Genomic DNA, 25,325 nt, shown 5'->3' on the forward strand with positions numbered 1-25,325 from the left:
CCGTCAACTATGCGGACCGATTTCCGCTGCGATGGTCTGCGCATTGTGCGCCATCATTGCAAGGTAGCTGGACGCAGGCCCGTCCGGTCCCGACAGCGTGCCTGCGTAGAGCGTCCCGCCGATGCGCGCGTCGGTTTCGGCGGCAATCTGCCGCGACAGCCGCGGGTCGGACCCTGCCTCCAGAAACACCGCCTTCACGCCGTCGGCCCGGATTTCGGTGATGATGCGGGCCATGTCGGTTGCCGAGGGTTCGGCATCGGTGCTGAGCCCCACCGGCGCCTCGAAGCGCAGGCCGTAGTCCCGGCCGAAATAGGCAAACGCATCGTGGTTGGTGACGATCAGGCGGTTGCGGTCCGGCACTTGCGCAAAGGTGGCCGCAATTTCTTCGTGCAGCGCCTCCATCCGCGCCACATAGCGGGCAAGGTTGGCGCGGTAGATGTCAGCACCTTCCGGATCGAGGCTGATCAGCCCGTCGGCAATCACCGCCGCATAAAGCGCGCCATTTTCAAGGCTGTGCCAGGCGTGCGGATCGAACGCGCCGTGGTGGTGACCGTGGTCTTCGGCATGGTCCGCGTGCGCTTCGGCCTCATGCGCGTGCTCCGCGTGCTCTTCATGGCCGTGCTCATCTGCGTCGTGCTCATGCTCGTCAGCGTGGGCTTCATGCTCGTGCGCATGCTCATCGGAATGGGCGTCGTGCCCATCGCTGTCGGCGGGGATCGGTTCCACGTTGGCGGTGGCGACAACCACCGGGCCTTCGTAGCCTGAACTGTCCTTCAGGCGGTCGATCCAGCCTTCCAGCTGCAAACCGTTGACGACCAGAAGGTCCGCCTCGGCAATGCTTTGCGCGTCGCGTGGGGCGGGGCGAAACACATGCGGGTCTCCGGTTTCGCCGACCAGCGAGGTGACGTTTGCCCGGTCGCCGGCCACGTTGCGCGTCATGTCGGCCAGAATGGGCATGGTGGCGACCACCCGCAGCGGTTCAGCCGAAGCGGCCGATGCGCCGAGAAGCGCGCACGCGGCAACCGCGCTCAAAAGAAATTTCATGGCGTTAAGCCTCCAGGTGACGCGAGCGCGGCCAGAACCGCGCCGCCAGACTGCCGTGGGGTCCGCACAGGAGCGAGACCACGTAGAACGCACCGAGGACCAGAATGATCGCAGGGCCCGACGGCTGATTGAAGTGGAAGGAAAGGAGCAGGCCGGCCACACTCGCAAGAAGAGCGAACAGCACCGCCACGGCCGCCAGCGCACCGACGCTGACCGCCCAGAACCTCGCGGATGCGGCCGGCAGCACCATCATGCCAACCGCCATCAGCGTGCCCAGCGCATGGAAAGCCCCCACAAGGTTGACCACCGCCAGCGCCAGAAAACCAAAATGCGCCACGAACGACAGGCGACTGACCCCGCGCAGAAAATGCGGATCGAGGCATTCCATCACCAGCGGGCGGTAGAGGACTGCAAGCGCAAGAAGGGTGAGCGTTGCGATGGCACACAGGAGGATCAGCGCATCGTCGTCCAGCGCCAGAACGGAGCCGAACAGGATGTGCATCAGATCCAGATTGTTGCCGCCGGCGGAAATCATCGTCACGCCGATGGCGAGCGAGATGAGGTAGAAGGCGGCAAGGCTGGCATCCTCGCGCAAGATGGTGGTGCGGCTGACCGCACCGGCCGCGAGCGCCACCAGAATGCCGGCGATGAGGCCGCCAACGGTCATGGCGGACAGCGACAGCCCGGCGAGCAGATAGCCCGCCGCCGCGCCCGGCAGGATGGCATGGGCCATGGCATCGCCGGTGAGGCTCATGCGGCGCAGCATCAGGAACACCCCCACGGGCGCTGCTCCAAGGCCCACGGCCACGCAACCCACCAGCGCCCGCCGCATGAACGCGAACTCGACGAAGGGCGAAACGATGTCGAGGCTCATGCAGCCCGCCGGCAGAAATCGGCATGGTCGTCGAACGCTTCCCCGACGGTGCGGGCGCGCGAGATGTTTTCGCGCGACAAGACGTCCGCGGTGCGGCCATGGGCCACCAGCTCGCGGGCAAGCAGCATCGTTTGCGGAAAGGCACGGCGCACCAGGTCGATGTCGTGGACCACGGTGAGGATGGTGCGGCCTTCGGCATGCCATTTTCCGACAATTGCCAAAAGGTCCTCGATGGTCCGCTCGTCCACCGCGGCAAAGGGCTCGTCGAGCAAAATGACCTCGCAGTCCTGCAGGAGGAGCCGCGCAAACAGCACCCGCTGCATCTGCCCGCCGGACAGGGCACCGATCTGCCGCCGCTCGAAGCCGGACAGCCCCACCGCTGCCATCGCGCCGCGCGCCAGCTCCCGGTCCGCAGCCTTGAGGCGGCCGAAGGCCCCTGCCCGCGCCCAGAGGCCCATGGCGACAACTTCAAGGACGCCGATTGGGAAGCTGCGATCGATCTCGCTCAGCTGTGGCAGGTAGGCGACGCTCTTTCGGGGCGGCCCTTCGATGCTTCCGGTGTGCGGCTTGATCTCGCCAACCAGTGCCTTCAGGAGCGTGGACTTGCCGCCGCCATTGGGGCCGACCAGCGCAGTCATCGAGCCTGGCTGAAAACTGGCCGTCAGGTGATGGACTGCCGGATGCCGGTTGTAGCCGAGGGTGACGTTGGACAGCGTGATTGGCGCGCTCATGCAATGGCCCAGGCAAACAGCGCCCACAGGAGCACTGCCAACACGGCGGCCAGCACCAGCCGCTCGGCAATGCCTGCCAGTAGGAGAGGCTTCACGCTGCGCCCCGCTGGCAGCCGGCGCATACGCCATGCAGCTCGACAACGGATTTCTTGGGCGCGAAACCGCTCCGGCCGGCGCTTGCCGACAGCGATGCCACCGCATCGTGGTCGCTCACCTCGTCCACCAGGCCGCAATCATCACAGATGGCGAACAGGGGCGATGCGTCGGTATGTTCGGCGCAGCAGGCAACGTAGGCGTTGATGGATTCAAGCCGGTGCGCAAGGCCAAGGCCGATCAGCCGCTCCAGCGCGCGGTACGCCGTTGGCGGCGCGGCCGTGGGGCGCGTTGCGCGCAGGGCATCCAGCACATCATAGGCGCTGAGCGGCCGTGTGGCAGCGATGAGCGCATCGAGCGCGGTGCGCTGCGTGTCGTTGAGGCGTAATTCAGTCATGGCGAAGCGTATATTATACGCTTCGCCATCGCGCAAGCCGGTTCGTTGTCAGCCGTCGCGCTTGTTGAGCACGTCGAAGATGACGGCGGCGAGCAGGACGAGGCCCTTGATCATCTGCTGGTAGTCGATCCCGATTCCAAGCAGCGACATGCCGTTGTTGAGGACGCCCATGATGAATGCCCCCACCACGGCACCCAGAATGGTGCCGACGCCGCCGCGCATGGAGGCACCGCCAATAAACACGGCGGCAATCACGTCCAGCTCCACCACTTGCCCGGCCTTGGGCTGCGCCACGTTGAGGCGCGCGGCAAAGATGAGACCGCCGAGCGCCGCCAGCATGCCCATGTTTGCAAACACCAGCATGGTCAGCCGCTCGGTGTTGATGCCGGAGAGCTTGGCCGCCTTCTCGTTGCCGCCGATGGCATAGACGCGCCGGCCGGCCGTGGTCTTGTTGGTGATGAACGAATAGATCGCGATCAGGATCGCCATCACCACCAGGACGTTGGGCAAGCCGCGGAAGTTCGCCATCAGCCAGGACAGGTAGATGAGCGCCGCCGCCACCAGGAGCTGGCGGCCGACGAACAGCGCGGTCGGCTCGTCCTGATCGCCCTCGCCGGAGAAACGCTGCTTCATCGCGAACGCGAACACCAGCACCGCAACGCCGGCGCCGATGAGGAAGGAAAGCGTGTTGAAGCGCGTGGCATCGAACACGTCGGGCAGGAAGCCGGTGGACAGGAGACGGAAGAAGTTGGGGAACGGGCCGATGGAGGCGCCGCCCAGAATGAGCAGGATCGCGCCCTTGAAGATGAGGAGCCCGGCCAGCGTCACGATGAAGGACGGGATCTTGAAGTAGGCGATCCAGTAACCTTGCGCCGCGCCGATGGCAAAGCCCACCGCCATGCAGACGACGGACGTGACCAGCGGGTTGATGTCGTAGGTCACCATCATCACGGCGGCGAGCGCGCCGATGAAGCCCATCACCGAGCCGACCGAAAGGTCGATGTGGCCGGCGACGATAACGAGCAGCATCCCCAGCGCCATGACGATGATGTAGGAGTTCTGCAGGACGAGGTTGGTGAGGTTCACCGGGCGCAGCAAGATGCCGTCCGTGGCGATCTGGAAGAACGCCATGATGACGATGAGCGCGATCAGAATCCCGTACTCGCGCATGTGATTGCGCAGGAATCCTGCCGCGAGCGCGCCGCGGCTGTCACCGCTCATCTTGCCTGCCACCTCTTGCGACATCATTAAGTCCCTAAATCATCCGTTCAGCGCTCGGAGAGCGCGAGTTTAACACCGAGAAGCGCGAAGCTTGCCGCGAACGAGCGGCGCAGCCAGCGCATGACCGAAGGGCGCGAGAGCACATAGTCGCGCGCCAGCGCGGCAGCCGCGCCATAAAGGACGAAAACGCCGAACGTCATCGCCATGAACACAGCGGCCAGCCCCAGCATCTCCAGAGTTGGCCGCGCCGCATCCGCCGGCACGAACTGCGGCAGGAAGGCAAGGAAGAAGAGCGAGAGCTTGGGGTTGAGGACGTTGAGGAAGATCCCGTCGCGCACCAGCCTGACAGCCCGCACCGGCGCAGCGTTCGCCTTGACCGACAGCGCGCCGCCCTCGCGGGCAATGCCCCATGCCATATAGAAGAGATAGAGGACGCCGAGGATCTTCACCGCCTGGAACAGCGTCGCCGAGGTGTGAAGGAGCGCCGCGAGCCCCACCACGGAGGCGAAGATGTGCGGCACGATCCCCAGCGTGCAGCCGAGCGCTGCAATGCACGACGCGCGAAAGCCGCGGCCCAGCGCGATCGCCAGCGTGTAGATCACCCCTGTGCCGGGGAGCAGCACCACCACCAGCGCCGTCACCAGAAATTCGATGCTCATTCGTCCGCCTCCTGAAGCTTGAACCCTGCGTCCGCCCAGGCGGCACATGCCGCCTCGCGCGTTGCCGTCTTCACCAGCACCACATCGCGCTCGAAGGTGGAGAGGACGAAGATGCCAAGCCCTGCCTCGGCCACCGGCGCGGTCACGGCCCGCACGACGCCCGGCGCATCCAGCGCCCCCGCTGCGGTGACGCGGAAAGCGGCCCACGGCCCCTCCTGCTCCACACCGGCGGGAATGCGGTCGGACCGGCAGACCGCTGTAAGAGACCCGTCGCCCACCAGGGCAAACACCCCCTCGCCGGCCAGCCAGCCCGGCACACCGGCGCCGTCCGCCAGCCGTGCCACGCCATAGTCGCCGGAAAGGGCAGTCAGGCCAAGATCGGACGGCCTTGCCAGCGCGATCATCGGGACGCGCGGATAATCATCTGCATGATCTTTTCCTGGCTGGCCTCGCGGATCGGCAGCTCGCCCACAAACCTGCCCTCGTTCATCACATAGACCCGGTCGCACACGCCGAGGATCTCCGGCAGCTCGGACGTGATGACGATCACCGCCCGTCCCTCCGCCGCCAGCTGGTGGATGATCGTGTAGATTTCGAACTTGGCGCCAACGTCGATGCCGCGGGTGGGCTCGTCGAGGATCAGGACCTTGGGCTCGGTGAAGAGCCACTTGGACAGCACTACCTTCTGCTGGTTGCCGCCCGAAAGATTGACGGCAGCCTGCCGCACGGAGGACGACTTGATCTTCAGCTTGTCGCGATATTCGCGGGCGACGGCCAGCTCCCTGGCGTCGGAGATGATGCCGTTGTCGGACACCCCCTCCAGCCGCGCCAGCGGGATGTTGCGCTGAATGGAATCGTCCAGCACCAGACCGTACTGCTTGCGGTCCTCGGTGACGTAGGCAAGGCCCGCATCCACCACCCGGTGCACCGAAGACGTGTCGAGCCGCTCGCCGCCGATAAAGGCCTCGCCCGAAATGTTGCGCCCGTAGGTGCCGCCGAAAAGGCTCATGGCAAGTTCGGTCCGCCCTGCCCCCATCAGGCCCGAGATGCCGACGATTTCGCCAGCGCGCACGTTGAGCGATACATCGTCGACCGCACGGCGCTCGGGGTGGGCGGGGTCGTGCACGGTCCAGTTCCGGACCTCGAACAGAACCTCACCCAGCGGCCGGTCGAGGTCTCGCTGGGGAAAGCGGTCCGACAGGTCGCGGCCGACCATGTCGCGGATCACCCGCTCCTCGGTCACCTCGCCGCCGTGAGCGGCCAGCGTCGACACAACCTCGCCATCGCGAATAATGGTGACGGTGTCGGCCACCTTCTCGATCTCGTTGAGCTTGTGGGAAATGAGGATCGAGGAGATCCCCTTGGCCTTGAACTCCAGCAGCAGGTCGAGGAGCGCGGCACTGTCGGCTTCGTTGAGGCTGGAGGTGGGCTCATCCAGAATGAGAAGCTTCACGTCCTTGGCGAGCGCCTTGGCAATTTCGACGAGCTGCTGCTTGCCAAGGCCAAGGTCGCCGACGCGGGTGCGCGGATTTTCGGAAAGGCCGACGCGCGCCAGAAGCTCTGCGGTGCGCTTGTGCGTGGCGTTCCAGTCGATGACGCCGCGGGAGGACTGCTCGTTGCCCAGAAAGATGTTTTCAGAAATGGACAGGAGCGGCACCAGCGCCAGCTCCTGATGGATGATGACGATGCCGACCTTCTCGGACTCGGCCAGCGAGCGGAATTTCTGGCTCTCGCCCTCGTAGATGATCTCGCCGTCGTAGCTGCCGTGGCCGTAAACGCCGGACAGCACCTTCATCAGCGTGGACTTGCCGGCGCCGTTTTCGCCGACCACGGCGTGGATCTCGCCGCGGGTGACCGAAAACGTGACATCGCTCAGCGCAGTGACGCCGACGAAGCGCTTGGTGATGCCGCGCATCTCCAGAATTGTGTCGGCTTCTGGCTCTATCCGTTCCGCAACGCTCACCGGTCACTCCCAAAAGGCACGTTCGCGCCCATCGGCACGGGTGGTCGAAAGACCGGGGGCGGCGCACAGTCGGCGCCCCCGGCCATGGCGCAATTATTTCAGCTGATCAGCTGTATAATAACCGCTGGAGATGACGGTAGACTCGATATTGTCCTTCGTCACCGACACCGGCTCAAGAAGGTAGGACGGGACCACCTTCACACCGTTGTCGTAGGTTTCGGTGTCGTTGATGGTGGGCTCGCGGTCGTTGAGGATGTCGTCGACCAGCGCAACGGTCACCTTGGCCAGCTCGCGGGTGTCCTTGAACACCGTGGAGGTCTGGTCACCGGCCTGGATGGCCTTCAGCGACGGGATCTCCGCATCCTGGCCGGAAATCACCGGCATCGGCTGATCGCCCGAACCATAGCCGACACCCTTCAGCGAGGAGATGATGCCGATGGACAGGCCGTCGTAGGGGGAGAGCACGGCGTCCACGGTGTCGTCGGTGTAGTAGGCGCTGAGGAGGTTATCCATCCGGGCCTGAGCGACCGAACCGTCCCAGCGCAGGGTGCCGACCACGTCCATGCCGGTCTGGCCGGACTTCACGTTCAGCTTGCCCGAATCGATCAGCGGCTGCAGCACGCTCATGCCACCGTCGTAGAAGAAGAAGGCGTTGTTGTCGTCGGGCGAGCCGCCGAACAGCTCGATGTTGCAGGGGTCGCAATTGTCCATGTCGAGCGCGTCGACCAGGGACTGGGCCTGCTGCACGCCAACCTTGAAGTTGTCGAACGTGGTGTAATAGCTGACATCGCCCGAATCGCGGATGAGGCGGTCATAGGCGACCACGGGCACATCCATGGCAGCCGCATTGGCGAGGACGTTGGACAAGGTGGTGCCGTCGATGGCGGCAATCACCATGGCGTCGACGCCGCGCACCAGCATGTTCTCCACCTGGGAGAGCTGGGTCGGAATGTCGTCTTCGGCGTACTGGAGAATGGTCTCGTAGCCGGCTTCCTCGAACTGCTTCACCATGGAATCGCCGTCGGAAATCCAGCGGGTCGACGACTTGGTGGGCATCGCAATGCCGATGGTGCCCTTGTCCTGGGCGAAAGCGGGCGCTGTCGCCGCGCCAGCCACAGCAACCGCAGCTGCGGCGAGAATGATTGTCTTCTTCATTGGGTCCTCCCCTCGTGTTTCGGCGCCCGGTCCGCAGGATGCAAACGATAACATCGACAGCCGGGACGAACGTCGCCGGACCTAAACCATGGGTTTTAACGACGGGCAAATGAAATATCGGACGAATTGGCGCCGGACGATAACGCTGTCGTTAATCAAGGAAAACAGCAGCCGGATCCCTGGTAGAATAAATCGGTTGGTGAGCCATTGCGGATCCGGGCGTGCGCATGCGCCAGCGGGGCGTGTACAATGTCACGTACGCGGAAAGTCTAATCTTTACATCAGGTCAGACTTGCGCAGGGTTAAAGGATGCGCTCGTTCATCCGGGCCGGCCGCATCCGGCGCCCGAAATTGATCCTTCAAAGGTTGCACTGTCTATGCTGACTTCGTTCATGGAAATCATCGCCGGGCTCGGTCTTTTCCTGTACGGGGTGCATCTTCTCGGGGCCAACCTTCGGGGTCTTGCCACCCGCCGCGTCCAGTCACTGATCCGCAATGCCACCAACAACCGGGTGCGCGCGTTTTCTGTTGGCCTCGTCGTCGGCGGTGTATCGCAAAGTCTTGCGGGCATCACGTTCATCTGCGTCGGCCTGCTCTCGGCCGGCATGATAAATCTGAGCTCGGCTCTGCCGATCATCATCGGCGGGAACGTGGGCGGGACGCTTCTTCCGCTCTTCGCCTCGCTCAACATCCGGCCTGGCGTCCTCTTCGTCCTCGGGGTCGCCGGCTACATCCTTGCCACGGAGCAGTTCCCGTCGCTGCGGCATGTCACCGGCGTGCTGCTGGGCGCGGCGCTCCTGTTTCTCGGCCTCGACCTCGTCAACACCGGCGCCCTGCCCTTTGCCGACGATCCCGATTTCGCCAGCGCCATCACCACCGCAGGATCGTCGCCCCTTCTCGCTCTGGTGGGGGGAACCATCCTTGCCGTCCTCGTCCAGGGCTCAGTCGCAATCGCGATCCTCACCATGTCCCTCTACCGGGAAGGGCTGCTGAACTACGAGAGCGCGATCATGCTCACCTACGCGGTCAATATCGGGTCTTCTCTGTCCCTGGCGCTCCTCAGCGTCCAGTTGCGCGGGGCGGCGCGGCAGGTGGCAGGCTTCAGTGTCATCTTCAACTTCCTTGGCGCGATCGTTCTCCTCCCCCTGTTCTTCATCGAGGTTTGGGGGGATGTGCCGCTGGTGCTGGCCGCCCTGAAATATCTGGTCCCGTCGCCGGGGCTGCAGGTGGTCACCGCGTACATCATGTTCAATCTGGTGGCGGCGGTGGTGGCGTTCATCTTTTCCGGGCCGCTGGGCCGGTGGCTGGCCCGGCGCTACCCGGAGGATGCGGGCGCTGCCGCAGGGCGGGCGATGTATCTGGACGACCACGTTCTGCGCAACCCGGTGCTGGCGCTTGCGCTGGTGGAGCGCGAACAGGAACGGGTGCTCAATCTCATCGGGCGTCTTTCCGATGTCGGCCGCAACAGCGACCCCGATGCCCGTGTCGAGGTTGCCGCCGTGGAGCGCGACCGGATCAACGCGGTGCTGAAGGAGATCAACGCCTACATGAAGGCGATCGCCAGCGACCCGGCAGATGCCGAGTTTGCCGACCGGCTGCACACCCGCCTCGAAAACCAGCACCAGCTCGAAGACCTTGCGTTCACCTTTGGCGAGCTGGCGTCGTTTGCGCCGCGCGGCGGCCCGGTGGTGGACGATTTCAGGCTGACGGTGATGGAGGCTGCGGATACGGCGCGCCTCGTCCTGCTCGACGCGCTGGAAACGCCGGACGACACCGAGCTGCGCCAGATGCTGGCCACCCTGGTCGCCGAGCGCGGCAACAGCGTTGCGGGTGTGCGCGAGCGGTTCCTTGCGGATTCGGACGGCCCCCCGGCAGCAGTCCGCCTCGCCCTCCTCGATATCACGACCTTGTTCGAACGCTCCATGTGGCGCCTCCGGCGCCTCAAGAACGACATGCTGCCGGGGACCGTGTAGCCACAATCGCCAGGCGCAGTCGGTGTGCACCCGCCGCCGGATGCGCCGGATTGTCAGAAGAAGTCTGGCATGGTCTGTCAGCCGGGTCTTTCCCGGCCGGCTCAGGCGGGGCATGGATCGCCAAATCGCGAGGACGGAGATTTCCCGATGCTGAAACTCGGACTGGTCGGAATCGGGGCGATTGCCCGCAAGGCGCACGTGCCTGCCATCGAGAGCAACCCGGACCTTGCCCTCGTGGCCGCTGCAAGCCGCCACGGCACCCTCCCCGGCATCGCCAGCTACACCAACCTCACAGATATGCTGGAGGGGTCGCCGGAGATTGAAGCGGTGGTGCTGTGCGTGCCGCCTGAACCGCGGTTCGACATGGCACGCGAGGCCATCGCCGCCGGCAAGCACGTCTTTCTGGAGAAACCGCCGGGGGTCACCGTGTCGGAGGTGCACGCGCTGGAGGCGGCGGCGAGAGACGCCGGGGTGACGCTGCTGGCAAGCTGGCATTCGCGCTATGCCCCCGGCGTGGAGACATTGCGCCAGCGCCTGTTCTCCACCCCGCCCACCAGGGTGAACGTCACCTGGCGCGAGGACGTGCGCGTGTACCATCCCGGCCAGAGCTGGATCTGGGAGCCCGGCGGCTACGGCGTGTTCGACCCTCTCATCAACGCATTCTCAATCCTCACCTACATTCTGCCCCGGCCGTTCCGCGCGGTGTCCTCAAGGTTCGAAACCCCGTCCAACTGCGCGCAGCCCATCGCAGCGCAAGTGCTGTTCAAGGACACCGAAGGCGTCGAGATCCACTGCGACGCCAGCTTCGACCAGCCCGACCCGCCCACCTGGGACATTGTGGTGGAGACCGGGGCCGGCACCTTCCACATGCAAAAAGGCGGCGCGATCCTGTCCCACGACGGCACGGTGCTGGTGGACGAGCCGGAGACTGAATACGCAAACCTTTACGCGCTGTTTGCCGGTCTCGTGCGCGCCGGGCGAAGCGACGTGGACGTCACCCCCCTTGCCCACGTGGCAGACTGCTTCCTCCTTGCAGACCACCACACGGTCGGCCCGTTTGACGAAAGCATCCCCGCGCCCGGGGCCTGACACTGCCCGCTTGCCGCAGTGCGGCCTCAATAGGCCCATGCCGCGCCTGAAGGAGAAGGTTGCCGATGGCACCGGGGGGCACATCCGCCTGATGGGTGGCCGTGAACGCCATGCCACCGGCAGACGGGCCCCACCAACTGCGGCAAGGCCCGAGCGAAGACGGAGACGACAATGGCGTTCAAGGAACCGGTCCTTGCGGCAGACAGCGGTGTGCGGCTCGCAAGGCCTGCGGGCTGATGGCGTTCGACCATGTGGGCGCGCGCCCGCGCATTGCGATCGAATGGCAGGGCAGCGGCCCGCTTGTGGTTTTCCTTCACGGAATTGGCGGCAATCGCACGAACTGGCGCGGCAACCTTCCCGCAGTTGCTGAAAAATTTACCGCACTAGGCTGGGACGCCCGCGGCTATGGCGAAAGCGACGATTATGACGGCCCGTTCCGCTTTGCGGACGCCGTTGCCGATCTTGCCGCCGTTCTGGACCGGATGGACGCGGCAACGGCGCATCTGGTCGGCCTCTCGCTGGGCGGGCGAATTGCGGCGCACTTTCATGCAGCGCACCCGGCGCGCGTTGCTTCGCTGACGCTGTGCGACACCCACCTCGGCTTCGGCCACTATCCTGAAAAGGTGCGCAAGCGCTTTGTGCAAAGCCGGCGCGATCCACTTCTGGCGGGCGCGACAATGGATGAACTTGCGCCGGCCATCGCGCGCACGCTGATCGGCGATCCCACCGACGCCGAAACGCTCGGGCTCCTGACCGCCTCGATGGGCGCCGTCCGGCGGGAAAGCTACATCAAGACCGTGACCGGCTCGGTGGAGGACGACATGACACCCAAGCTCGACAATGTGCGCGTGCCGGCGCTGGTTCTCACCGGCCAGCACGACCGGATCACGCCGCCATCCATGGCGCGGGAGATTGCGGCCCGCATTCCGGGCAGCACCGTCGCGGTGCTGGACGGGGCGGGCCATCTGTCGAACGTCGAGCGGCCGGACGCATTCAACCGGACGATCATGGCGTTTCTGGAAGCGGTGGAGCGCTAGAGCGTTTCTCGCTCTAGCGGATCGGCTCGTGGACGGTGACGAGCTTGGTGCCGTCCGGGAAGGTCGCCTCCACCTGCACGTCGTGGATCATCTCGGCAATGCCGTCCATCACCTCGTCGCGGGTGAGGACGCGGGCGCCGGCTTCCATCAGGTCGGACACCGAACGACCGTCTCGCGCGCCTTCCACCACAAAGTCCGAAATGAGGGCGATGGCTTCGGGGTAGTTCAGCTTGACGCCCCGCTCACGGCGCTTTCGGGCAACTTCGGCTGCCATGGCGATCAGGAGCTTGTCTTTCTCGCGGGGGGAAAGGTTCATGGGTCGGTCTCTTCAGAGTTGCCAGGCGCGGGGCGGTGGCGCGCCGCTGAGGTGGGTGACGACACGCGCCAGTTCATCCTGTAGCGCACCATGCGAAGGCGCAAGCAGTCTGACGACCAGAATGCCCGCCACAACGCTCGCGCCGCCATGGCGGAGCACCGCTGCAAGACTGTCCCGCGCCCCTGCAAGGTCCGGACCGCGGTGGAGCACCAGCCCGAAGGCAAGGTTGTCCCCCAGCAGCGCCGGGTTGCCGGTTCGCGCAAGGTCCGCCGTGTCGAGGCGCACGGCATCGGCAAAGACGAGCCTTCCGGCCAGATGCACCTCGGTCCAGTCGCGCAAGTGGAGGGTGTTGACGGTCTCGCCCATGGCCTGCCGGCCAAGCACCATGCCTTCGCAGAATGTGAGGCGCGCTCCCTCCTCCAGATTCACATTGGTGCGGCGGGTGAGGCCCGAGCCGTCAAACAGGATTGTCGGCTGCGGCATGTGGCGGAGTGTTGCGCCGGACGCCACGCGCAGTGTCTGGACGACGCTCGCCCGTCCGCCTTCGGCGCGGTAGATCCGCTCGCTGGCCTGGGTGGAGGTGGTCAGCGCGTGGGCCGCGACATCGACCTCAAGCGAAAACACATCGCCTCCCGCAAGGCCACCGGCGGTGTTGAGCACCATCGCTTCCATGCCGGACGCAACGCGCGGAAAGCGCAGCTTGCCGGAGCCGGACTGGTAGGAGCGCGCAAGTCGCGGCCGGCCGCGATCGTCGTCCAGCGTGATGCGCACATCGCCCGTGGCACGCTGGTAGACAAGTGGCGCAGAAACCGCGTCCACGCCGGTCAAAGGCCGAGGAAGCGGCGGCCGACGGGACGAGCGCGCGGGTCGAGCCGCTGCGGCTGGTCCGCGAACCAGGCCTGCTGCCCGTTGCGGATAAACGCGGTGGGGAAGCCCAGCGGGATCGCGCTTGCCTCTTCCAGCACGGCCATCACGTCCTCCGGCACAATCAGGTCAGCCGCTTTCAGATTGTCTGCCACATGCCGGGCAGAGCGGGCGCCCACCACCGGAATGTGCATGTCGGACTTTGCGCGCAACCAGGCCAGCGCCAGACGGGCCGGCGTGGTGCCAATCTCCTCGGCGCAGGCAATCAGCACGCTGACGAGCCGGTTGGCGGTGTCCGACTTGTACTTGTCGAACGTGCGGGCCACGGCGGAGGTGGCGACGCGGCCTTCGTAATTCTCCTCAGGGTCCGGGCGGACCAGCTTGCCGGTGAGCGCCCCGCCCCCCAGCGGCGACCAGTCGAGCACCGAAAGGCCGAGCGCGTCGGCCATGGGGACCAGCTCGCGGTCCCCCTCGCGCATGGCAAGGTTGTACTCGATCTGGATGCAGGCCGGCCGGGTGAGCCGGGCCATCTCGGCATAAAGGTCGGCGCGCGAAACCATCCACGCCGGAAAATCCGACAGGCCGACGTACAGGATCTTCCCTGCGCGCACCGCGTCGTCCAGCGCGCGCATCACCTCCTCGATGGGGGTGAACCCGTCGAACATGTGGGCGTAATAAAGGTCGATGTGGTCGGTGCCGAGGCGCTTGAGGCTGGCGTCGATGGCACGGGCAAGGCTCTTGCGGTGGTTGCCGCCGCCGTTGGGGTCGGCCTTGTCCTCGGAGATGGTGTACTTGGTCGCGATCACGTAGCTGTCGCGCATTCCGGCCACGAACTTGCCGACCATCCGTTCCGCAGTACCACCGGTGTAGGCGTTGGCGGTGTCGATGAAATTGCCGCCGGCATCGGTGTAGGCGGCAAAGATGCGCTGCGCCTCAGCCTCGTCGGCGCCCCATCCTGTTTCCGTGCCGAAGGTCATGGTGCCGAGGCAATATTCGGAAACGCGCAGGCCGGTGCTGCCGAGGAACGTGGTTTTCATCAAGGGTCGCTTTCCCGTGGCGGCGTTATCGGGCGGGGCCGCTCACGCTGGCAGGTTTCGAGCTGGCGCATGAAGGTGGCGAGTGCACGTTCGGGGGACTTCTTGAACGTTCGCCCAGCCAAGTGCAATTGGCCGATCCTGTCGAGCCGGAACATGCGGAAATCGTCCCTGAGCTCGCACCAGGCGACCAGCGTCCACACCTTGCCCCAGAACCAGAGGCCCAGCGGATGGACTTCGCGGGTGGTCGCAGCGCCATTCTCATCCGTATAGGCAAAGGCGAGAACGGCGCTGTCTTCGATGGCCCGTTCGGCAGTGTCCACGTCGGCGCGCACGGCCTCGCTCATGCCGTAGCCATTGGCAAAGATCTTGGCTTCCAGCGCCCGCCCGCGGTCGCCCTGCGGGATCACCGCTTCGATCTTGACCAGCGCCTCCTCCGCCGCGCGCGCCATGGCAATCCCGCCCCAGCTGCGCACCATGCGCGCCCCCGCGACAAGCGCGACAATCTCGTCGCGGGTGAACATCAGCGGCGGCAGCTCGAAGCCGCCGCGCATGACGTAGCCGACGCCCGCCTCGCCATCCACCGGCACGCCGGTGGACTGGAGGTCGGCAATATCGCGGTAGATGGTGCGTTCGCTGACCTCCAGCCGCGCTGCGAGCGATGCCGCGGTGACGAGCCGGCCGCCCCTCAGATATTGCACGATCTGGAAGAGGCGGTCGGCCCTGCGCATCGATCAGCCCTCGAAGATGCCGATGGAGTTGCCCTCGGTGTCGATGCCATAAAAGAAGCTGCCCGCCGGGATGGTGATGACGTCGCTGACCACCTGGCCGCCGGCGCCCTTGATGCGGGTCATCGCTTCGGCAAGCTTGCACTCCACCGCAAGGTGGATGGTCGGTCCGGCGCCGGCCGTTGCGGGCGTGCCGGGGTAGATGTTGGCCGAGCGGCCGCCCTTGCCGCCATAGGGGAGCAGCGCGATCGGGTTCGGCCCGCCCTCCTCGTCAATGAGCGTTTCGCCGAGAACGGCGGCGTAAAAAGCCTTGGCGCGGCCAAAGTCGGCGGCGGGAATTTCGGCCCAGACGATGCGGTGTTCAATGGTCACTGGCGTTCTCCTTGCTGGTGTTGCCTGGACCCGTGATGCCACACCCCTCCTGACACCATTCTGTCAGGAGTGTGGTGCTGCAATCAATCAATCCGCGCCGGAAGTCCGCGCCCGTTGTTCCACCACCTGTTGGGATTGTTGCTGTTGGGGTCATAGGCGGCGCGGCTTGCCCAGTCCTCGCGCACGAAGATCACCGGCTCCTCGTAGTGGTGGGCGCCGATGATGGCGTCCATCACCGCTTCCAGCGCCTGGGCGTCACGGTCGATGGAGATCTTCAGCTCGACCATGGGGTAGGTCTCGGTGGTGCCGGCCGCGAACCCGTCCACATGCGTGGTTGTGGTGGAGCCGGGTTCGGGCTGGGCCGTTTCCCTGCCCGGTGCGGAAATGCTGGCATTGCGCTGGTAGCGGCCGAACCTGAGCGGATGCACCGTCATCACGGCATCGAGGATCCTGTCAGTATCCTCCGCCAGCGTCTGCACCTCGATGGTGTAGACCGGCACGAGCCGCCCCGATTTTGCACGATAGTCCGCCAGATCAGCCATCAACACCTCCGAATTTGTTCCCGCATTGTTCTGGCGGATCAACGCAGTCGTCAAGTGCAGAGGTTGCCCGGCACACAGATGCGTGCCGGGTGATCGTGGATCTGAGTGTCAGACGGCGACGTCGACGCGGGTCGTCTCGCCCGCAAGGGTGGACACCACGGCAATCCCGCCGCCGCGTTCGACGAGGATGCGGCGTGCGGTCTCCAGCGCCTCCTCGCGCGTTTCGAACACGTCGGACGACAGACCCTCCGCACCGTCGTTGACGACAAAGCCCTCGAACACCTCCACCACGTCGATCCGCTGCTCGGCGGGACCGGGGCGCTGGGTTTCCGCGCGCTCGCGGCGAACGTCGGGCGGGGTCGCCTCGTCCGCCAGCATCTTCACCACGTCGTCGAGCGCGATGGTCTTGCTGTCGCGCGAACCGAGACGGCGCATGTTGACCGTCCCCTCCTCCGCCTCGCGTGCGCCCACAACCAGAATCACCGGCACCTTGGCGGCGGAATGCTCACGAACCTTGTAGTTGATCTTCTCGTTGCGCAGGTCCGCCTCGGCAACCAGCCCGGCTTTCTTCAGCGCCGCAACCACTTCGAGCGCGTAGTCGTCGGTCTCTGACACGATGGTGCAGACGGCGACCGGCATCGGCGACAGCCACAGCGGCATGTGGCCGGCAAAGTTCTCGATCAGGATTCCGAGGAAACGCTCCAGCGAGCCGACCATCGCGCGGTGCAGCATGACGGGCGTGTGCTTCTCGCCGTCGGCGCCGATGTAGAAGGCGCCAAGGCGGCCCGGCATGTTGAGGTCGACCTGAATGGTGCCGCACTGCCACTCGCGGCCGATGGCGTCGCGCAGCGTGTATTCGAGCTTCGGCCCGTAGAACGCGCCCTCGCCGACGTTGGTGGACCACTTGCGGCCGGTGGAGTTGAGGACGTCCACCAGCGCCTTCTCGGCCTGATCCCACACATGGTCCTCGCCAACGCGCACCGGCGGCCGGTCGGAGAACTTGATGATGACGTCGTGAAAGCCGAAATCCTCGTAGATGGAGAGGATGAGGTCGTTCATCTTCAGACATTCGGCGGCGATCTGCTCTTCGGTGCAGAACACGTGCGCATCGTCCTGGGTGAAGGCGCGCACGCGCATCAGCCCGTGGAGCGCGCCCGACGCCTCATAGCGGTGCACCTTGCCGAACTCGGCCACCTTGTGCGGTAGCTCGCGGTAGGAGCGCAGCCCGTTCTTGAAGACCTGGACGTGGCCCGGGCAATTCATCGGCTTGATGGCGTAGGTGCGCTCGTCCGGCGTGGTGGAGAGATACATGTGGTCGCCGAATTTTTCGGCGTGGCCGGAAGCCTCCCACAGCGCAATGTCCATCAGCTCGGGCGTGTTGACCTCGTGGTAGCCGGCGGCTTCGTTGCGCCGGCGCACATAGTTGACGAGGTCCTGGAAAACGCGCCAGCCCTTTTCGTGCCAGAATACGGCGCCCGGTGCCTCCTCCTGGAAGTGGAAGAGGTTCATCTCGCGCCCGAGGCGGCGGTGGTCGCGCTTTTCGGCCTCTTCCAGCATGTGGAGATAGGCGTCGAGGCCCTTCTTGTCCGGCCAGGCAGTGCCGTAGATGCGCGTCAGCATCTGCCGGTTCGAATCGCCGCGCCAGTATGCGCCCGCCACCTTCATCAGCTTGAACGCATCGCCCACATTGCCGGTTGAGGCCATGTGCGGCCCGCGGCAAAGGTCGAACCACTCGCCCTGACGGTAGATGTTGAGGTTCTGGTCCTCGGGGATCGCATCGACCAGCTCGACCTTAAAATCCTCGCCCATGTCGGCGAAGGTCTGCCGTGCCTTGTCGCGCGACCAGACTTCCTTGGTGAACGGGGCGTTCGCCTGGATGATCTGGCGCATCTTCGCTTCGATCTTGGGCAGATCGTCGGTGGTGAAGGGCGTATCGCGGTAAAAATCGTAGAAGAAGCCGTCCTTGATCACCGGGCCGATGGTGACCTGGGTGCCGGGGTAGAGGCTCTGCACGGCCTCGGCCATCACGTGCGCGGCGTCGTGGCGGATCAGCTCCACGGCTTCGGGGTCGGCGCGGGTGATGAAATGGAGTGTCGCGTCACGCTCGATCTTGTCGGAGAGGTCGGCCACGGTGCCGTCCAGTTTCATCGCGACAGTTTTCTTGGCGAGCGATTTGGAAATGGACGCCGCAATTTCGGCGCCCGTGGTGCCGGCCGCATACTCGCGGGAGGCGCCGTCGGGGAATGTGATGGTGATCATGGTCTCTCTCTGTGCCCACTCGCTGCCTACAAATGCAGGTAAGCTTTCGTCGTCCTAATGGTGCGCAAGGCGCCGTGTAAACCCGCGCGGCGCCCGGTGCGAGCTTAAAGGTCCAGCCTTTGCTCTGGCGGGATATGCCGGCCGGTCCAGCGGGCGTGGCGCCAGGGGCGGCGCGCCGCATCCGGCGGCAGGTCCGGCACGGGGTCGAAACCCGAGGCGCCGAACGGGTTGCAGCGCAGGATCCGCGCCAGCGTCAGCCAGCCGCCACGCCACGCGCCGTGCCGGCGCAGCGCCTCATCGGCATATTCCGAACAGGTGGGGAAATAGCGGCACTGGCGGCCGATCAACGGGCTCAGCGTCACACGGTAGGCGAAGACGAGGCCCCGCAGTGCCGCCGCAACCGGCCTCACGCCGCCTGATGCAGCGCGGCCTGCTTTGCCGCCTCCAGCGTGGCGCCGAAGGTGAGCAGCGTGGACGCATGGCGCGACTTGTGCTCGGCCACCGGCGCGAGACACGCGAACTCTGCAAACTTGCCTTCGGGCGGCGGCCCGCCCTCCTTCAGCATCGCGGTCATGGTGGCCAGCAGCGCCTCCAGCTCCTCGGTGGTGGCGCCGATCACGGTCTGCGCCATGATGGCGGACGACGCCTGACCGAGCGCACACGCCTTCACGTCATGCGCAAAGTCCGCGACACGGCCATCGCGCATCACGAGATCCACCGTGACCTGCGATCCGCACAGGCGCGAGCGGTGTGTCGCGCTGGCGTCCGGATTGTCCAGACGGCCAAGGCGCGGAATGTTGGCCGCATGGGCCAGGATCTTCTCGTTGTAGAGATCGCTGAGCATGACATCCTCCGGGCGCCCCCGATATATAGAGCGTCCCACCGGCCTGCGAAAGACGAGTTGAAATGTCCCACTTCTCCCCCCCTGCCGACGACAAGACGCTGCAGGAGCACGGCACCGCTTTTCGCCCGAAATTCGATGCCGCGGGGTTGGTCACCGCCATAGCGCAGGACGACGGGGATGGCGCCATCCTGATGGTGGCGCACATGAACGAGGCCGCACTGGACGAAACGCTGCGGACCGGCATTGCCCACTACTGGAGCCGGTCGCGCGCAAAGCTGTGGAAGAAGGGCGAGACCTCCGGCCAGCTGCAGACCGTGCAGCGCATTCTGGTCGACTGCGATCAGGACGCGCTGGTCCTGCGCGTAACCGTGGGCGGGGACGGCGGTGCGTGCCACACCGGCGCGCGCAGCTGCTTTTACCGCACCGTGACGGCAGAACGCGCGCTGAAGCCGGACAGCTGAAGGTGGCGGACGCCGGGGCGCAGCCTCAGGCGCCGGCGCCCCCGTCGAATTCAGATCGAGTGGATGTACTCGCGCATCTGGTCGCGCTCGCGCACCGCTTCCTCGATCCGGCGTTTGACCACATCGCCGATGGAGACGACGCCCACCAGGCTGCCACCGTCCACCACCGGCATGTGGCGGAAGCGCGATGACGTCATGCGCTCCATCACGTCGTCGATCATGTCGTCGAGGCCGCAGGTCTCCACCTTGGCCGTCATCACGCTGGACGCGGACGTTTTCAGCGCATCGGCGCCGGCCTTGGCAAGAACGCGCACCACATCGCGCTCGGACAGGATGCCGGCCAGATGGTCACCCTCGGTTATAAGCACGGCGCCGACCTTGCGCGCTGCCAGCTCACGCACGACATCGGCAAGGGTTGCGTCCGGCGACATGGAAAAAACGCTGCCGCCCTTCTCGTTCAGAACTGCCTTTACGGTCATTGGGGCCACTCCCTGCAATCTCAGATTATGGGATATTGTACTCCCAATTTTGCAGATCTGCCTAACGCGGAACCGGATCGAACAAGCGGAACGCAAGCAAGCCGACCAGAAAGCCGCCCAGATGGGCCTCCCACGCGATGGATAGCCCGCCGGCGTAAGAGCTGCCGAGCCCGACCGCCAGGTTGATGGCAAACCAGATGACGATGAAGGCCAGCGCGCGCCGGTTGCGCAGCGTAACCAGCAGCGGCCGTGCCGGTTTGAGGAATTTCGCGTCGCTTCCGCCGCTGCCGAACACCAGCGGTCCGTCCCGGTCGAAGACGAAACGGGTGGCCGCCGCCATCAGCCCGGCAATGGCTGCGGAAGCACCCACCACCGGGATGCCCTCGCCCCAGTGAAACACAAGGTGAAGACCAGCGCCGCCCGCAGCTGCCACGGCGGAGAACACCCAGAACCTCCATGCGCCGAAACGCCGGGCCACCGCCGACCCGAATGCCAGGAGCCAGATGGCGTTGGTGACGATGTGCAGCACCGAACCGTGGAGCAGCGCATAGGTGACGAATGTCCACACATCCGCTGCAAGGCCGCCCGGCAGCTGCGACCAGGCGCTGGCATACCGCGCGGGAATGAAGGCGAACCAGGCGAGCACCGCAATATCGTCTTCGAACGAGAGCTGCGAGCGCAGGGCATGGACAATGCCGAGCACCGCAATCATCACGATGACCGAAGTGGGCATGGTGAACATCGGCTCGCGTCCGCGCGGCGGCTGAGGCGGGGGCGGCGGCTCGGATGGGCGCTGCCAGCGGGGCGGCTCGTCCTGGCGGGGAATGTTCGGAATGTGGTTCACGCCGCGGTCCAGTCCGTGCCGGAGGGCTTTCGCCGGGCCGCCGGCATCTGGTCAGGTGTCATGCGCACTGGCATCGGGGCCCGCTCAAATTTCACGGCAGGAGGCAGTGTAGCGGCGCGCGTTCTCGATATAGCGGGCCGTTCCGGCTGCAATGGCATCCACCTGCGCATCGTTCAATTCACGCACCGCGCGGGCGGGCGCGCCGACCGCAAGCGTCCGAGGTGCAATTTCCCTGCCCTCGGGCACCAGCGCGCTGGCGCCGATCAGGCACTGGCTGCCGATGATCGCGTGGTTGAGAACGGTGGCGCCCATGCCGATCAAGCTCCCCTCACCCACGGTGCAGCCATGCAGGATGGCCGCGTGGCCCACGGTCACGCGCGGCGCGATGGTGAGCGGCGCGCCCATGTCGGTATGGCACACCACGCCGTCCTGGACATTGGCGCCCTCGCCAAGTTCGATCCACTCATTATCGCCGCGCAGCACGGCGTTCCACCAGACGGAGGCGCCGGCTTTCAGACGGACGCGCCCGATCAGGACGGCCGTCGGCGCAACCCATGCGCCGGGCGCAATATCGGGCTCGACCCCGTCCAGGCTGTAAAGGGGCACGGATCAGGCGCCTTCGACGTCCATTTCCAGGATCGCCATCGTGAAATTCCAGGACAGCTCGCCCTCGTCCTCGTCACGGTACATCACGCCGATGAATTCCTCGCCGAGATAGACTTCCGCGGAATCGTCCTTGCGCGGCCGGGCTCGGATATTTAGCGCATCGTTCGCGAACTTCGCGCGCATGTATGCTTCGAGCTTCGCGATTTCGTTCTTGTCCACAGTCACTCCTTGGTCTGCCGCTTCATGCGGCATGCACGGTCCGGTCTGCCGCGAGGTGCGGAGGCCGTGGGCGAGAGCGCGGTGCCGGAAACAGCCCCGGCGCCCCGCCGCGGTCGTGCGATGGGTTTGGATTTTACGCTGCCCGAATGGCCCCGCGCAATCAACAGCGCGCGGAAGAGAAGATCAGCGCTGGGAGAGGTCCGCGAGGATCTGGTGCATGGACCGCGAAGGCTCCTGGCACCCGGCTTCACCCACGACCTTGGCAGGAACGCCGGCCACCGTCACGCAGGGCGGCACCGCCTGAAGCACCACAGAACCCGCCGCAACGCGCGAGCACGAGCCGATGGAGAAGTTGCCGAGAACCTTGGCGCCGGCACCAATCAGCACGCCGCGGCCGATTTTCGGGTGGCGGTCGCCCCGCTCCTTGCCGGTGCCGCCAAGGGTGACGCCCTGCAGCATCGACACATCGTCGCCAACCCGCGCGGTCGCCCCGATGACGATGCCGGTGCCATGGTCGATGAAGATGCCGCGGCCCATCGGCACTGCTGGATGGATATCCACCTGGAGCGCGGCAGACATGCGGCTTTGAAGCATCAGTGCGAAATCGCGCCGGCCGCGGGTCCACAGCGAGTGTGCGACACGGTGCGCCGTCAGCGCATGAAACCCCTTGAAATATAGGAGCGGTTCGATGAGCCGCTCGCACGCAGCATCGCGGTCGCGCACGGCCACCATGTCGACGCGGAAAATGTCGGCAAGTTCCGGTTGATCGTCGAGCGCATCGGCAAAGGCGTGGCGGATGTGGGTTGCCGGCAGCGCAGCATCCGCAAGCCGCGCCGAAACGCGCTCGGCAATGGCCTCTTCCAGCGACGGCTGATCGAGCACGGTGGCATGGACGAGCCCGCCAAGGGCCGGCTCATGCCGCGCAATGCTCTCCGCGTCTTCCCGAACGATCCGCCAGACGGGATCGTGGTGCGACAGTGCGACGGCCTGCTCGCTCATGGCGTCTCCCCCGGCTCTCGCTGCCTATATTCGGTCGCTTTGGCCATTTCGCAACCTCTGGTCCGATCAAACCTTCGTTCAGTGCCGTTTGAGGAAGGCCAGAACCGCCTCCTTGTGCCCCTTGTCGCCCACCGCGGTCATGTGGTCGCGCCCCGGAAGGGAAACGGGCTCGGCATTTTGCATCAACGCCGCCAGGCCCTCGGCAGATCCCGCGATGTCGTCTTTATCACCGGCCACCACCAGTGTCGGGGCGGTGATCTCGTGCACCTGCGCCTCGCTCAGCGTCTGGCGGGATGCGCGGATGCAGGCGGCCAGCGCCTTGCGGTCGCTCTTCGTCTGCTCGGCAAACACGCGGAAGGCTCTGGCGCCGGGGTCGGTCACGTCCGCAACACTGCCGGCTTCCATGGCTGCGGCAATCTCCGCGCCGCCGTCCACCCCGTCGACAAGGTTGCTGGCAAGGCCGGACAGGATCAGCGCGCTCACGCGCTCCGGCGCCGCAAGCGCTGTGAAGGCGGCAATCCGCGAGCCCATGGAATAGCCCATCACCACCGCAGTATCCGCGCCCAGATGGTCGAGCAGCCTGACCACGTCGGCAGCCATCTCGCCGGTCTGGTAGGCGGCGCTGTCGTAGAGCTTCTCGGACTTGCCGTGGCCTCTGTTATCGAGCGCCACCACCCGGTAGCCGGCCCCGGTCAGCGTCTTCACCCACGACGTGTTGTGCCAGTTGATGGTGCGGTTGGAGGCGTAGCCGTGGACAAGGACCATCAGCGGCCCCTCCCCGTCGTCCGAATAGTCGATGGTGACGCCGTTGCTGTCGAACTGGGGCATCAGGCGACGCCCAGCTTTTTCTGCAGCTTGGTGGAGCTGGTGGTGTACTGAAACACGATCCGCTCACCGGGAGCGCAGATCCGCTTGGCCGCCTGCGTCATCAGCGCCGCCTCGTGAAAACCGGACAGGATGAGCTTCAGCTTGCCCGGATAGGTGTTGATATCGCCGATGGCGAAAATGCCAGGCTCCGAAGTCTCGAATTTTTCGGTATCCACCGGGATGAGGTTCGATTCCAGGTTGAGGCCCCAGTCCGCGATGGGACCGAGCTTCATGGTGAGGCCGAAGAATGGCAGCATCTTGGTGACGGGAAGCGCCACCGGGCCGTCCGCCGTCTTTACCGTGATGCCGGAGAGCGCGCCGTCGTCTCCGTCAAGGCCGGAGACCTGGCCGATGACGAGGTCCATCTCGCCGGCCGTCACCAGCGCCCGCATCTTGTTGACGCTGTCGGGCGCTGCGCGGAACTCGTCGCGCCTGTGGATGAGGGTGATGCGGCCTGCGATGGGGTGAAGGTTGAGCGCCCAGTCGAGCGCGGAGTCGCCGCCGCCGACAATGGCGAGGTTCTCGCCGCGGAAATCGTCCATCCGCCGCACCGAGTAGTGGACGCCGGTGCCTTCATAGGGCTCGATGCCCGGAATGGGCGGGCGTTTGGGCTGGAACGAGCCGCCACCGGCCGCAATCACGACAATCTTCGCCTTGAAGTGGGTGCCGATGTCGGTTTCCACCAGAAAACGGCCGTCATCCATCCGGGTGAGCGCGCTGACCATCTGCTCGAAATGGAATTGGGGCTCGAACGGGGCGATCTGCTCCATCAGCCGGTCGACGAGGCCCTGGGCCGAAATCGAGGGGTACGCCGGAATATCGTATATCGGCTTTTCCGGATAGAGCTCTGCACACTGCCCCCCTGGCCGGTCCAGGATGTCGATAAGGTGGCAGCGCATGTCGAACAGGCCCAGCTCGAACACAGCAAAAAGGCCGACCGGCCCTGCACCGACGATCAGAATATCGGTTTCAATGGGGTGTGCGGCCAGATGATCCATCGTTTCAGGCCTGCCGTTCCGGCACTTTGACGGTTAATCCGTCAAGCGCGTCGGTCACCTTGATCTGGCAGGAAAGCCGGGAGCCTTCGCCCACTTCGTAGGCGAAATCGAGCATGTCTTCCTCCATGGGAGACGGCCCGCCGACAGCTTCGCGCCAGCTTGACTCGACATAAACATGACATGTGGCGCAAGCACAGGCCCCCCCGCACTCGGCTTCGATGCCGGGTACCATGGCGCGAACTGCCGCCTCCATCACCGTGGAGCCGGGTTCGGCCTCCACCTTGTGCTCTTCGCCGTCATGCGTAATGAACTTGATTGCTGCCATGGTCCCTCGCGCGGTTAACGCCGCGACATACAAGATGGGCAGGCTGCGTCAAGCGACCGACGGTTCGTGCGGCTCTTGGCCAGGTAAGGACGGAACAGCGGATCAATTGATGCAATTTTATTCAAATCCGCTCAAGGGTTAACAGAATTAACCATACGCCCGTCCCCCCAATTGGCTTTCTTGTTTGAGTATCTAGAGTATGGCATTAGCGATTTGTTAACGACTGACTGTGGCGCTCCTTGCCAGCAGCGCGAATGCCGCAGACAGCTTGTGTAAACAACCGGTGCCTGTCCTGGGGCTAGGCACCATCCCGGCGGCGAACAATGTCGTTC

General features: G+C 65.3%; 30 protein-coding genes. 4 read left to right on the plus strand and 26 right to left on the minus strand.

Translation table 11 applies throughout. The features are described from left to right. Nucleotides 1-3: 3 nt before the first annotated feature. The 9 genes from RDV64_RS20860 to chvE form a co-directional block, all read right to left on the minus strand. The gene (locus RDV64_RS20860; protein ID WP_309196891.1) at nt 4-1,044 is read right to left on the minus strand and encodes a metal ABC transporter solute-binding protein, Zn/Mn family; all 1,041 of its coding nucleotides are present in this window, start codon (nt 1,042-1,044) and stop codon (nt 4-6) included. Between the two features lie 4 nt (nt 1,045-1,048). Further along, on the minus strand, nt 1,049-1,918 hold the full coding sequence (locus tag RDV64_RS20865; protein ID WP_309196892.1) for a metal ABC transporter permease: 870 nt from the start codon (nt 1,916-1,918) through the stop codon (nt 1,049-1,051). Continuing rightward, nucleotides 1,915-2,649, minus strand: coding sequence for a zinc ABC transporter ATP-binding protein AztA (gene aztA / locus RDV64_RS20870; RefSeq protein ID WP_309196893.1), 735 nt, complete (start codon nt 2,647-2,649; stop codon nt 1,915-1,917). The genes RDV64_RS20865 and aztA overlap by 4 nt, the downstream gene beginning before the upstream one ends. Nucleotides 2,650-2,740: 91 nt before the next feature. Then, nucleotides 2,741-3,139: a transcriptional repressor gene (locus RDV64_RS20875; protein ID WP_309196894.1), complete on the minus strand. Its 399-nt coding sequence runs from the start codon at nt 3,137-3,139 to the stop codon at nt 2,741-2,743. Nucleotides 3,140-3,187: 48 nt separating this feature from the next. After that, nucleotides 3,188-4,384 (minus strand): multiple monosaccharide ABC transporter permease, encoded by a 1,197-nt coding sequence (gene mmsB / locus RDV64_RS20880; RefSeq protein WP_375143842.1) that lies wholly within the window; start codon nt 4,382-4,384, stop codon nt 3,188-3,190. Nucleotides 4,385-4,407: 23 nt separating this feature from the next. Next, the gene (locus RDV64_RS20885) at nt 4,408-5,019 is read right to left on the minus strand and encodes a LysE family translocator (RefSeq protein WP_309196897.1); all 612 of its coding nucleotides are present in this window, start codon (nt 5,017-5,019) and stop codon (nt 4,408-4,410) included. After that, nucleotides 5,016-5,423 carry an ACT domain-containing protein gene (locus RDV64_RS20890; RefSeq protein WP_309196898.1) on the minus strand — a complete coding sequence of 136 codons (408 nt, stop codon included), beginning with the start codon at nt 5,421-5,423 and terminating at the stop codon, nt 5,016-5,018. The genes RDV64_RS20885 and RDV64_RS20890 overlap by 4 nt, the downstream gene beginning before the upstream one ends. After that, the gene (gene mmsA, locus RDV64_RS20895; protein WP_309199563.1) at nt 5,420-6,934 is read right to left on the minus strand and encodes a multiple monosaccharide ABC transporter ATP-binding protein; all 1,515 of its coding nucleotides are present in this window, start codon (nt 6,932-6,934) and stop codon (nt 5,420-5,422) included. Before mmsA ends, RDV64_RS20890 begins: the two co-directional genes overlap by 4 nt. 141 nt (nt 6,935-7,075) lie before the next feature. After that, nucleotides 7,076-8,137 carry a multiple monosaccharide ABC transporter substrate-binding protein gene (gene chvE, locus RDV64_RS20900; RefSeq protein WP_309196899.1) on the minus strand — a complete coding sequence of 354 codons (1,062 nt, stop codon included), beginning with the start codon at nt 8,135-8,137 and terminating at the stop codon, nt 7,076-7,078. A gap of 377 nt (nt 8,138-8,514) precedes the next feature. On the opposite strand from chvE, the gene RDV64_RS20905 reads away from it, so the two are divergent. From RDV64_RS20905 to RDV64_RS20915, 3 genes are all read left to right on the plus strand, one after another. After that, entirely contained in the window at nt 8,515-10,110 is a 1,596-nt protein-coding gene (locus tag RDV64_RS20905; RefSeq protein ID WP_309196900.1) for a Na/Pi symporter, read from the plus strand. A gap of 147 nt (nt 10,111-10,257) precedes the next feature. Then, on the plus strand, nt 10,258-11,199 hold the full coding sequence (locus RDV64_RS20910) for a Gfo/Idh/MocA family oxidoreductase (RefSeq protein ID WP_309196901.1): 942 nt from the start codon (nt 10,258-10,260) through the stop codon (nt 11,197-11,199). A gap of 236 nt (nt 11,200-11,435) precedes the next feature. Further along, nucleotides 11,436-12,236, plus strand: coding sequence for an alpha/beta fold hydrolase (locus tag RDV64_RS20915; protein ID WP_309196902.1), 801 nt, complete (start codon nt 11,436-11,438; stop codon nt 12,234-12,236). 13 nt (nt 12,237-12,249) lie between these two features. On the opposite strand, the gene RDV64_RS20920 is transcribed toward RDV64_RS20915, so the two are convergent. The 9 genes from RDV64_RS20920 to RDV64_RS20960 form a co-directional block, all read right to left on the minus strand. Continuing rightward, entirely contained in the window at nt 12,250-12,552 is a 303-nt protein-coding gene (locus tag RDV64_RS20920; protein WP_309196903.1) for an urease subunit gamma, read from the minus strand. 12 nt (nt 12,553-12,564) lie between these two features. Continuing rightward, entirely contained in the window at nt 12,565-13,371 is an 807-nt protein-coding gene (locus RDV64_RS20925; protein ID WP_309196904.1) for an urease accessory protein UreD, read from the minus strand. A gap of 5 nt (nt 13,372-13,376) precedes the next feature. Further along, on the minus strand, nt 13,377-14,453 hold the full coding sequence (locus tag RDV64_RS20930) for an aldo/keto reductase (protein WP_309196905.1): 1,077 nt from the start codon (nt 14,451-14,453) through the stop codon (nt 13,377-13,379). Continuing rightward, nucleotides 14,453-15,181, minus strand: coding sequence for a YafY family protein (locus tag RDV64_RS20935; protein WP_309196907.1), 729 nt, complete (start codon nt 15,179-15,181; stop codon nt 14,453-14,455). The genes RDV64_RS20930 and RDV64_RS20935 overlap by 1 nt, the downstream gene beginning before the upstream one ends. A 3-nt stretch (nt 15,182-15,184) precedes the next feature. After that, nucleotides 15,185-15,550 carry a VOC family protein gene (locus RDV64_RS20940; RefSeq protein WP_309196908.1) on the minus strand — a complete coding sequence of 122 codons (366 nt, stop codon included), beginning with the start codon at nt 15,548-15,550 and terminating at the stop codon, nt 15,185-15,187. A gap of 83 nt (nt 15,551-15,633) precedes the next feature. Beyond that, entirely contained in the window at nt 15,634-16,092 is a 459-nt protein-coding gene (locus RDV64_RS20945; RefSeq protein WP_309196909.1) for a hypothetical protein, read from the minus strand. Between the two features lie 108 nt (nt 16,093-16,200). Continuing rightward, nucleotides 16,201-18,351 carry a threonine--tRNA ligase gene (gene thrS, locus RDV64_RS20950; protein ID WP_309196910.1) on the minus strand — a complete coding sequence of 717 codons (2,151 nt, stop codon included), beginning with the start codon at nt 18,349-18,351 and terminating at the stop codon, nt 16,201-16,203. A 104-nt stretch (nt 18,352-18,455) separates the two neighbouring features. Beyond that, a complete protein-coding gene (gene yidD, locus RDV64_RS20955) occupies nt 18,456-18,761 on the minus strand; it encodes a membrane protein insertion efficiency factor YidD (protein ID WP_309196912.1) in 306 nt (101 codons plus the stop codon). After that, entirely contained in the window at nt 18,758-19,195 is a 438-nt protein-coding gene (locus RDV64_RS20960) for an iron-sulfur cluster assembly scaffold protein (protein WP_309196913.1), read from the minus strand. Before RDV64_RS20960 ends, yidD begins: the two co-directional genes overlap by 4 nt. A 62-nt stretch (nt 19,196-19,257) precedes the next feature. Between RDV64_RS20960 and hisI the strand changes: the two genes are divergently transcribed. Further along, a complete protein-coding gene (gene hisI / locus RDV64_RS20965; RefSeq protein ID WP_309196914.1) occupies nt 19,258-19,656 on the plus strand; it encodes a phosphoribosyl-AMP cyclohydrolase in 399 nt (132 codons plus the stop codon). 50 nt (nt 19,657-19,706) lie between these two features. On the opposite strand, the gene RDV64_RS20970 is transcribed toward hisI, so the two are convergent. The 8 genes from RDV64_RS20970 to RDV64_RS21005 all read right to left on the minus strand — a co-directional run bounded on the left by RDV64_RS20970 (nt 19,707) and on the right by RDV64_RS21005 (nt 24,993). Beyond that, a complete protein-coding gene (locus tag RDV64_RS20970; RefSeq protein WP_309196915.1) occupies nt 19,707-20,135 on the minus strand; it encodes a CBS domain-containing protein in 429 nt (142 codons plus the stop codon). 61 nt (nt 20,136-20,196) lie between these two features. Next, entirely contained in the window at nt 20,197-20,979 is a 783-nt protein-coding gene (locus RDV64_RS20975) for a rhomboid family intramembrane serine protease (protein ID WP_309196916.1), read from the minus strand. 84 nt (nt 20,980-21,063) lie between these two features. Then, a complete protein-coding gene (locus RDV64_RS20980) occupies nt 21,064-21,585 on the minus strand; it encodes a gamma carbonic anhydrase family protein (protein WP_309196918.1) in 522 nt (173 codons plus the stop codon). A 3-nt stretch (nt 21,586-21,588) separates the two neighbouring features. After that, complete coding sequence (locus tag RDV64_RS20985; RefSeq protein ID WP_309196919.1) at nt 21,589-21,804, minus strand: DUF3126 family protein; 216 nt, start codon at nt 21,802-21,804, stop codon at nt 21,589-21,591. A gap of 183 nt (nt 21,805-21,987) precedes the next feature. Further along, on the minus strand, nt 21,988-22,803 hold the full coding sequence (cysE, locus tag RDV64_RS20990; protein WP_309196920.1) for a serine O-acetyltransferase: 816 nt from the start codon (nt 22,801-22,803) through the stop codon (nt 21,988-21,990). A 78-nt stretch (nt 22,804-22,881) separates the two neighbouring features. After that, nucleotides 22,882-23,631 (minus strand): alpha/beta hydrolase, encoded by a 750-nt coding sequence (locus RDV64_RS20995; RefSeq protein ID WP_309196921.1) that lies wholly within the window; start codon nt 23,629-23,631, stop codon nt 22,882-22,884. Next, nucleotides 23,631-24,668 (minus strand): NAD(P)/FAD-dependent oxidoreductase, encoded by a 1,038-nt coding sequence (locus RDV64_RS21000; RefSeq protein WP_309196922.1) that lies wholly within the window; start codon nt 24,666-24,668, stop codon nt 23,631-23,633. The genes RDV64_RS20995 and RDV64_RS21000 overlap by 1 nt, the downstream gene beginning before the upstream one ends. Before the next feature lie 4 nt (nt 24,669-24,672). Next, a complete protein-coding gene (locus RDV64_RS21005; protein ID WP_309196923.1) occupies nt 24,673-24,993 on the minus strand; it encodes a 2Fe-2S iron-sulfur cluster-binding protein in 321 nt (106 codons plus the stop codon). Nucleotides 24,994-25,325: the final 332 nt, after the last annotated feature.

The organism is Acuticoccus sp. MNP-M23 (assembly GCF_031195445.1).
Lineage (GTDB): Bacteria > Pseudomonadota > Alphaproteobacteria > Rhizobiales > Amorphaceae > Acuticoccus.

What these genes read in the sequence shown, in the direction of transcription:
- RDV64_RS20860 (WP_309196891.1), bottom strand. Translation starts at nt 1,044, where the DNA reads ATGAAATTTCTTTTGAGCGCGGTTGCCGCGTGCGCGCTTCTCGGCGCA.
- RDV64_RS20865 (WP_309196892.1), bottom strand. Translation starts at nt 1,918, where the DNA reads ATGAGCCTCGACATCGTTTCGCCCTTCGTCGAGTTCGCGTTCATGCGG.
- aztA (WP_309196893.1), bottom strand. Translation starts at nt 2,649, where the DNA reads ATGAGCGCGCCAATCACGCTGTCCAACGTCACCCTCGGCTACAACCGG.
- RDV64_RS20875 (WP_309196894.1), bottom strand. Translation starts at nt 3,139, where the DNA reads ATGACTGAATTACGCCTCAACGACACGCAGCGCACCGCGCTCGATGCG.
- mmsB (WP_375143842.1), bottom strand. Translation starts at nt 4,384, where the DNA reads ATGTCGCAAGAGGTGGCAGGCAAGATGAGCGGTGACAGCCGCGGCGCG.
- RDV64_RS20885 (WP_309196897.1), bottom strand. Translation starts at nt 5,019, where the DNA reads ATGAGCATCGAATTTCTGGTGACGGCGCTGGTGGTGGTGCTGCTCCCC.
- RDV64_RS20890 (WP_309196898.1), bottom strand. Translation starts at nt 5,423, where the DNA reads ATGATCGCGCTGGCAAGGCCGTCCGATCTTGGCCTGACTGCCCTTTCC.
- mmsA (WP_309199563.1), bottom strand. Translation starts at nt 6,934, where the DNA reads ATGCGCGGCATCACCAAGCGCTTCGTCGGCGTCACTGCGCTGAGCGAT.
- chvE (WP_309196899.1), bottom strand. Translation starts at nt 8,137, where the DNA reads ATGAAGAAGACAATCATTCTCGCCGCAGCTGCGGTTGCTGTGGCTGGC.
- RDV64_RS20905 (WP_309196900.1), top strand. Translation starts at nt 8,515, where the DNA reads ATGCTGACTTCGTTCATGGAAATCATCGCCGGGCTCGGTCTTTTCCTG.
- RDV64_RS20910 (WP_309196901.1), top strand. Translation starts at nt 10,258, where the DNA reads ATGCTGAAACTCGGACTGGTCGGAATCGGGGCGATTGCCCGCAAGGCG.
- RDV64_RS20915 (WP_309196902.1), top strand. Translation starts at nt 11,436, where the DNA reads ATGGCGTTCGACCATGTGGGCGCGCGCCCGCGCATTGCGATCGAATGG.
- RDV64_RS20920 (WP_309196903.1), bottom strand. Translation starts at nt 12,552, where the DNA reads ATGAACCTTTCCCCCCGCGAGAAAGACAAGCTCCTGATCGCCATGGCA.
- RDV64_RS20930 (WP_309196905.1), bottom strand. Translation starts at nt 14,453, where the DNA reads ATGAAAACCACGTTCCTCGGCAGCACCGGCCTGCGCGTTTCCGAATAT.
- RDV64_RS20935 (WP_309196907.1), bottom strand. Translation starts at nt 15,181, where the DNA reads ATGCGCAGGGCCGACCGCCTCTTCCAGATCGTGCAATATCTGAGGGGC.
- RDV64_RS20945 (WP_309196909.1), bottom strand. Translation starts at nt 16,092, where the DNA reads ATGGCTGATCTGGCGGACTATCGTGCAAAATCGGGGCGGCTCGTGCCG.
- thrS (WP_309196910.1), bottom strand. Translation starts at nt 18,351, where the DNA reads ATGATCACCATCACATTCCCCGACGGCGCCTCCCGCGAGTATGCGGCC.
- RDV64_RS20960 (WP_309196913.1), bottom strand. Translation starts at nt 19,195, where the DNA reads ATGCTCAGCGATCTCTACAACGAGAAGATCCTGGCCCATGCGGCCAAC.
- hisI (WP_309196914.1), top strand. Translation starts at nt 19,258, where the DNA reads ATGTCCCACTTCTCCCCCCCTGCCGACGACAAGACGCTGCAGGAGCAC.
- RDV64_RS20970 (WP_309196915.1), bottom strand. Translation starts at nt 20,135, where the DNA reads ATGACCGTAAAGGCAGTTCTGAACGAGAAGGGCGGCAGCGTTTTTTCC.
- cysE (WP_309196920.1), bottom strand. Translation starts at nt 22,803, where the DNA reads ATGAGCGAGCAGGCCGTCGCACTGTCGCACCACGATCCCGTCTGGCGG.
- RDV64_RS20995 (WP_309196921.1), bottom strand. Translation starts at nt 23,631, where the DNA reads ATGCCCCAGTTCGACAGCAACGGCGTCACCATCGACTATTCGGACGAC.
- RDV64_RS21000 (WP_309196922.1), bottom strand. Translation starts at nt 24,668, where the DNA reads ATGGATCATCTGGCCGCACACCCCATTGAAACCGATATTCTGATCGTC.
- RDV64_RS21005 (WP_309196923.1), bottom strand. Translation starts at nt 24,993, where the DNA reads ATGGCAGCAATCAAGTTCATTACGCATGACGGCGAAGAGCACAAGGTG.